The sequence below is a fragment of the Pseudomonas sp. DSP3-2-3 genome (assembly GCF_049898225.1).
GTDB lineage: Bacteria > Pseudomonadota > Gammaproteobacteria > Pseudomonadales > Pseudomonadaceae > Aquipseudomonas.
The window spans coordinates 1-5,909 of the sequence record NZ_JAFCXH010000063.1 but is presented as its reverse complement, the minus strand read 5'-3'; the positions used below and the strand labels follow the sequence as shown (position 1 = coordinate 5,909).

Genomic DNA, 5,909 nt, shown 5'->3' with positions numbered 1-5,909 from the left:
GGCGCATTTGGTGAAGGGGTGGGACGAAGTCTCCAACGGTCTGTACTGGTATGAGTCAGAAGCTAGGCTTTTAGTCCCACCCACCCCTTCAAGTCTAAACATACAAGCGAGGCTTGCCCACGAAGAACGATGACGCGGTAGCGCTGGGTCATCGAGGCGTCTGATTCGCGGGCAAGCCGGAACGCCGTCCGCTCGCTCCCACAGGGGTGGATATGTATGCGATTCGAATACTCTGCAACAGGGTCTCTACTGCGCAACATCCATCTTCAAACCCTGCTGAACCGTTCGCGATAAGCCTGCGGCGTCACCGCCAGCGCTCGCAGCAGGCTGCGGCGCAGGGTTTCTTCTGTGCCAAAGCCACAGCGCGCGGCGATACGTTTGACCGGCATTGAGCCGTCCGCCAGCAGACGTCGCGCCGCTTCGACACGCAGGTGTTCGATGGCCTTGGCGGGAGTGCTGCCGGTCTGGGTGCGATAGTGGCGGACGAAACTGCGCTCACTCATGCCGACCTGCGCGGCCAGGGTCGCCACTGAAAGGTCACCGGCCAGATGCTCGTTGACCCAGGCGTGCAGGCTGGCGAACCGTGTATCGCCGCCGCTGGTCTGCAAGGAAAGAGCATTGCTGAATTGCGATTGCCCACCCGGACGCTTGAGAAACACCACCAGGTCTCGGGCGACCGCCAGCGCCATGGCATGGCCTAGATCCGCTTCTACCAGCGCCAAGGCCAGGTCAATCCCGGCGGTTACTCCGGCCGAGGTCCAGAAGTGCTGATCATTGATGAAAATCGGATCAGGATCGACGCGCAGGGCCGGATAGCGACGCGCCAGTTCTTCGCAACTGTTCCAGTGAGTGACCACCGCACGACCATCCAGCAGCCCGGTTGCCGCCAGCAGGAAGGCACCGGTACACACCGATGCCACGCGCCGGGCGCTTTGTGCACGAATTCGCAGCCATTGCACCAACTGCGGATCGTCTGCAGCCACATGCACACCGCGCCCACCGGCGACGATCAAGGTATGGGTGGGCTCGTCGGCATCCGGCAATGGCCAGGTTTGCAAGCCCAGGCCAGCCGAAGATTCAACCCCGTGTTGCGCGACGGCAATCACCTTCAGCCCATAGGCGGGCGGCATGCCTTGCTGAGCCGCCTGGATATTGGCCGAAGCGAAGACTTGCAAGGGGCCGCAAACGTCCAGCAATTGCACGTTCGGGAACGCCAGGATGTGAATGGTCTTCGGCGAGTCGGTCATGTCGGTGCTCAAAGAGAAGCGAAAGGGAAAATGGCGGAATTAGTGGGCTATATGGCGTACCCGCCAAATGTTAACGGGCTACTTTAAAGGCGTCCACTTCTGATAACAGTCCTGAAACGGAGCTACCCATGACCCTTCATATAGGTTTGCTTATTTTCCCAAACGTGCAGCAGCTGGACCTGACCGGGCCTTACGAGGTCTTCGCGACGCTGCCCGGCGTCACCGTGCATCTGTTGTGGAAGAGTCTCGACCCGCTGCTTTCCAGCACCGGACTGTCGTTGAGGCCGACGCAGACATTTGCCGATTGTCCCGCGCTGGATGTGTTGTGCATTCCCGGTGGCAAGGGCATCGACGTGTTACTGGAAGATGCCGAGACCCTGGCGTTTATCAAGAGTCAGGGCACGACCGTGAAATACCTGACGTCGGTGTGCACTGGCGCGCTGGTGTTGGGGGCTGCGGGATTATTGCAAGGCAAGCGCGCGACGACACATTGGGCGTCCCATGACTTGCTGGAGGCGTTTGGGGCGATTGCCGTGCATGAGCGAGTGGTGCGTGACGGCAACCTGATGACTGGGGGCGGGGTGACCGCCGGTATCGATTTCGCCCTGACCCTGGCCAGCGAGTTGTTCGATGAGCTGCATGCCCAGACCGTCCAGCTGCAACTTGAATATGCCCCGGCGCCACCATTCAACGCGGGTCATCCCGATACCGCGCCGGCCGAAGTGCTTGCCAGGGCTCAAGAGCGCGGTGAGCAGGCGATGGCCCAGCGTCGCGCCGTCGTCGAGCGGGTTGCCGGAGGTCAGGTTTAAGTCGGTTCGACCCTGGATGTGGCCGGGATTTCATACCAGCCGAGAAACAGATCCAGCGCCGACTCGATCACATCCCGTTGTTTGTCGGCGCTCAATACGGGTTCGTTGAACGTGACCTGAGGCCAGAACGCAAAGGCCTTGAGCAAGGCATGCATCTGGTTGGCGGCAAAGGTCGGGTCGGCGGCTTTCACTCGTCCATCGGCCTGAGCGGCGCGAATCCAGGCGCTGAAGGTTTCCTCACGCTCATCCAGACGCGCCAGCCAGGCCTGAGCGCGCTCCGGCGAATGAATGGTTGCGCCCAAGGCTACCCGCGCCAGATCCAGACAATTGCTGTCACTGAGGGTGAGCATTTTGCTCTGCAACATGGCGCGCAGCTGTTGACGCAGTTCGACACCGGACCGATACGCCGAGTCAGGCAGCTCGCCGATCCGGCACCAGAGGCGCTGAAGGATTTCCGCGAATAGTTCTTCTTTGCTGGGGAAGTGGTTGTACACCGTGCGCTTTGACACTTCTGCCCGTGCGGCAATGCGGTCCATGCTGGTCACTTCGAAACCGTGCTCGCGAAACTCGGCAATGGCTGCCAGAACAATGGCTTCGCGTTTCCGGTCGGTGAGTCGCAGGGGAGCTGTCATAGGTCTCGCTTCAAACAGGCGTTTAGAGAAAATTACACTCAGCAGTTTACTTGTCATCTTCATTCATGCAAGCTTAAAACTACACCGTGTAGTGTAAAACACTGTTACACATCGTTGTCACTGTCGCCAGTGTTTAATGGCTCGACAGGATTGACGAACTATCCAGGAGTCAGCGAATCATGGCCAAAACCAATCCGACCTCGCCAGCCCAAGCCTTGCCGACCTTGCAGAAGCATGAAGGCCGCTATCGCAACAAGGCGTCCATGACCCGCCTGGGGTTTTTCCGGACGCTGGGCGTGTTCTGGGATGCGGTGTTCAACAAGCCAAAATTCACACGCCCGGCCGGAGAAATTCCGGTTCAGCCGTTGTCGCGCCAGCAATTGCTCGCCGCGCCGGACAACAGTGTGTTTCGTCTGGGTCACTCCACGGTGCTGCTCAAATTGCATGGCGTGTTCTGGCTCACCGATCCGGTCTTCGCCGAACGCGCTTCGCCAGTGCAATGGGCCGGGCCGAAACGTTTTCATCAGCCGCCGATCAGCCTTGAAGAATTGCCGCCGCTCAAGGCGGTGATCCTTTCCCACAATCATTACGATCATCTGGACCACATGACCATCAAGGCACTGATGGCCAAGACCGAGCATTTCCTCACGCCGCTCGGCGTGGGCGATACCTTGATCGAGTGGGGCGTGCCTGCCGAGAAGGTGCGGCAACTGGATTGGTGGCAGTCGACCGAGGTGCATGGCATGCATTTCGTCGCGACACCGGCGCAGCATTTTTCCGGGCGTTCATTGCGTGACGGCAATCGCACGATGTGGGCCTCATGGGTCATGCATGACGAGCGCCAGCGGATCTTTTTCAGCGGCGATACGGGCTATTTCGATGGCTTCAAGACCATTGGTGAGCAGTACGGCCCGTTCGACCTGACCCTGATGGAAACCGGTGCCTACAACGTTGATTGGCCCAATGTGCACATGCAACCGGAAGAAACGCTGCAGGCGCATATCGACCTACGGGGAAAATGGCTGTTGCCGATCCACAACGGCACATTCGACCTGGCGATGCATGCCTGGCATGAACCCTTCGACCGTATCCTTTCCCTGGCTTGGGAGAAGAATGTCTCCATCACTACGCCGCAAATGGGCCAGCCGTTCTATATGGATTACCCGAGCCGAGGGCACGCTTGGTGGCTGGGCGTGGAAGGGGTCAAAGAGGTTGTGGCTACCGGGGTAGAGGGCTTTCGGTATGAGCGTCGTCATGCCTGAAGGTCATGATGGAGTGTGATTGCACTTTGATGTTATTGTCTTCGGGCTGGCCTGATTTCCCGGTCGCGGCGTCTGGAAGTAATCCATGCACAACAATAATAATGTGCCGAAAAAGGTGGATATTCAGGACCTGACGGTTTTTGTTTCGATGTACGAGCAACGCAATCTCACTCTGGTGGCTGACGTGCTCGACGTTAGCCAGGCTGCTGTCAGCAACAGCTTGAAAAAGTTACGCACTCACTTTGACGATGAACTGTTCATCTGCACTCGCAACGGCATGCGCCCGACCCGCAAGGCCAGCGCCATGCATGGTCATGTGCTGCTGATCCTGCAGCGTTTCGAACTGTGCCAATCCGGCCTGGAACTGTTCGACCCGGCGAACCGCCAAACCATGTTCACTGTCTGTGCGCCAGAATATTTCCAGTTGCTGGTGCTACCCCATCTGATGCGCAGTTTCATTGCCTCCGGCTATGCGGTCACCGTCGAAGTCCGCACCCTTGAAAAAGAACTGCCGGTCGACGGTCTGCGGGACAACGTTATTGATCTGGCGCTTTGTTTCAGTCCTGATTTCGAGCGCATTCCTACAGGGCTGCTGTCACAAGTCCTGCTAGAGGATGACCTGGTCTGCGTCATGGACCGCGAATTTTCGCCGACGACGGCCGCCATCGACGCCAAAGCTTTTGCGGCGCGGCCCCACGTTTATCCCGTGACCTGGACCTCCGACACCAACCAGGTGGACGCCTGGCTGCAACGTCAGGACTTGCAGCGCCAGATCATGGCCCGGGCCAACAGCTACACCGCAGCCCTGCAGATGGTGGTCGGCACCGATTTTGGGTTGACCATGCCCCGGCGCATCCAGACCCTGCTGGGCAACGAACCCTGGGTTGCCGTGTGCGAGATGCCTGCCGACTTGCCCGGTTTTACCCTGAACATGGTCTGGAGTGAACAGGCCACGCAGGATGAAGCGAATGCCTGGTTTCGCGAACAGATCGTCAAGGTCTGTGCCGAGCAAGGCCTGCTTTGAATCGAAGGCTTCAGGCGTCTTTTGGACGCTGCTTCGGATCGGGCGGCGTTGCGGGACGGGGCTGCTCACCTTGTTGATTGAGTTGCTTGTTTTGCTCGCCAACCTTGCCGGCATTTTCCGGTTTGTGGTCCAGGTCTTCGCGTTTCGATTCCTTAGTCATGTGGGCAGTCTCCGTTGCGATGGGGTAATAGGTTAGGCAACGCAGCGGGGGTTTCGTTTGGGGAATGTTTGGCCTCAGGTCCGAAGCCGGGATGAATCGCAGCCTCTTTAGGAAACATCCCACAACTAACGCCCATCGATTCCGACTTACACATTAGCGGTCTTTGCGCAAAGTTCTGCCTTTCCCCAGGCCAAGGACTCGCCCATGCTCACCCCCGCCAACCAAGCCACCTTCACGCTGGATATCCCGGGAGTTGAGCACCAGCTTCGCGTACTCAGATTCACCGCCAAAGAGGCGGTCAGCCGGCCTTTCAGCGTGCGTATCGAACTGGTCAGCGAGCGGGCCAATCTTGCGCTGGAAGACCTGCTGCATCGGCAGGCTTTTCTGGCCTTTGACGCGCTGGGCAATGGCTTGCACGGGCAGATCGGCGAGATCGCCCAGGGTGATTCCGGCAAGCGGTTCACCCACTATTTCATTCGGCTAGTGCCGAACCTGCTGCGCCTGGAACATCGGCACAATCACCGGATCTTCCAGAACCAGAGCGTGCCGGACATCATCGCCCTGGTGCTTCAGGACCACGGCATTCTCGCCGATGATTTCGCGTTCCGCCTGAGCAGCAAAACCTGCCCGCCGCGTGACTACTGCACCCAGTACCGCGAAACCGATCTGCATTTCGTGCGCCGCCTGTGTGAAGAAGAGGGTCTGTCCTTCCACTTTGAGCACAGCCGCGACCGGCACCTGCTGATCTTCGCCGACGATCCTGTCGCACTGCCTG

General features: G+C 58.9%; 7 protein-coding genes. 4 read left to right on the top strand and 3 right to left on the bottom strand.

Annotation, left to right across the window (positions count from 1 at the left end; all coding sequences use genetic code 11):
- Window positions 1–266: 266 nt before the first annotated feature.
- Complete coding sequence (locus tag ACP7E4_RS30155) at window positions 267–1,247, bottom strand: GlxA family transcriptional regulator (RefSeq protein ID WP_426119901.1); 981 nt, start codon at window positions 1,245–1,247, stop codon at window positions 267–269.
- A 128-nt stretch (window positions 1,248–1,375) separates the two neighbouring features.
- Between ACP7E4_RS30155 and ACP7E4_RS30150 the strand changes: the two genes are divergently transcribed.
- The gene (locus ACP7E4_RS30150) at window positions 1,376–2,056 is read left to right on the top strand and encodes a DJ-1/PfpI family protein (RefSeq protein WP_426119899.1); all 681 of its coding nucleotides are present in this window, start codon (window positions 1,376–1,378) and stop codon (window positions 2,054–2,056) included.
- On the opposite strand, the gene ACP7E4_RS30145 is transcribed toward ACP7E4_RS30150, so the two are convergent.
- Window positions 2,053–2,688 carry a TetR/AcrR family transcriptional regulator gene (locus ACP7E4_RS30145; RefSeq protein ID WP_426119897.1) on the bottom strand — a complete coding sequence of 212 codons (636 nt, stop codon included), beginning with the start codon at window positions 2,686–2,688 and terminating at the stop codon, window positions 2,053–2,055. The two genes, ACP7E4_RS30150 and ACP7E4_RS30145, sit on opposite strands and share 4 nt — an antisense overlap.
- A 179-nt stretch (window positions 2,689–2,867) precedes the next feature.
- Between ACP7E4_RS30145 and ACP7E4_RS30140 the strand changes: the two genes are divergently transcribed.
- Window positions 2,868–3,950 carry an MBL fold metallo-hydrolase gene (locus tag ACP7E4_RS30140; protein ID WP_426119895.1) on the top strand — a complete coding sequence of 361 codons (1,083 nt, stop codon included), beginning with the start codon at window positions 2,868–2,870 and terminating at the stop codon, window positions 3,948–3,950.
- A gap of 85 nt (window positions 3,951–4,035) precedes the next feature.
- Window positions 4,036–4,974: a LysR family transcriptional regulator gene (locus ACP7E4_RS30135; RefSeq protein ID WP_426119893.1), complete on the top strand. Its 939-nt coding sequence runs from the start codon at window positions 4,036–4,038 to the stop codon at window positions 4,972–4,974.
- A gap of 10 nt (window positions 4,975–4,984) precedes the next feature.
- On the opposite strand, the gene ACP7E4_RS30130 is transcribed toward ACP7E4_RS30135, so the two are convergent.
- Window positions 4,985–5,134 (bottom strand): hypothetical protein, encoded by a 150-nt coding sequence (locus ACP7E4_RS30130; protein WP_426119892.1) that lies wholly within the window; start codon window positions 5,132–5,134, stop codon window positions 4,985–4,987.
- A gap of 204 nt (window positions 5,135–5,338) precedes the next feature.
- Between ACP7E4_RS30130 and tssI the strand changes: the two genes are divergently transcribed.
- Window positions 5,339–5,909: type VI secretion system tip protein TssI/VgrG (tssI, locus tag ACP7E4_RS30125; RefSeq protein ID WP_426119890.1), on the top strand; the 571-nt coding region annotated here is incomplete at its 3' end.

Bases quoted from the DNA above. Each gene is read 5' to 3' on its own strand.
- ACP7E4_RS30150 (WP_426119899.1), top strand. From the start codon at position 1,376: ATGACCCTTCATATAGGTTTGCTTATTTTCCCAAACGTGCAGCAGCTG.
- ACP7E4_RS30130 (WP_426119892.1), bottom strand. From the start codon at position 5,134: ATGACTAAGGAATCGAAACGCGAAGACCTGGACCACAAACCGGAAAAT.
- ACP7E4_RS30135 (WP_426119893.1), top strand. From the start codon at position 4,036: ATGCACAACAATAATAATGTGCCGAAAAAGGTGGATATTCAGGACCTG.
- ACP7E4_RS30140 (WP_426119895.1), top strand. From the start codon at position 2,868: ATGGCCAAAACCAATCCGACCTCGCCAGCCCAAGCCTTGCCGACCTTG.
- ACP7E4_RS30155 (WP_426119901.1), bottom strand. From the start codon at position 1,247: ATGACCGACTCGCCGAAGACCATTCACATCCTGGCGTTCCCGAACGTG.
- ACP7E4_RS30145 (WP_426119897.1), bottom strand. From the start codon at position 2,688: ATGACAGCTCCCCTGCGACTCACCGACCGGAAACGCGAAGCCATTGTT.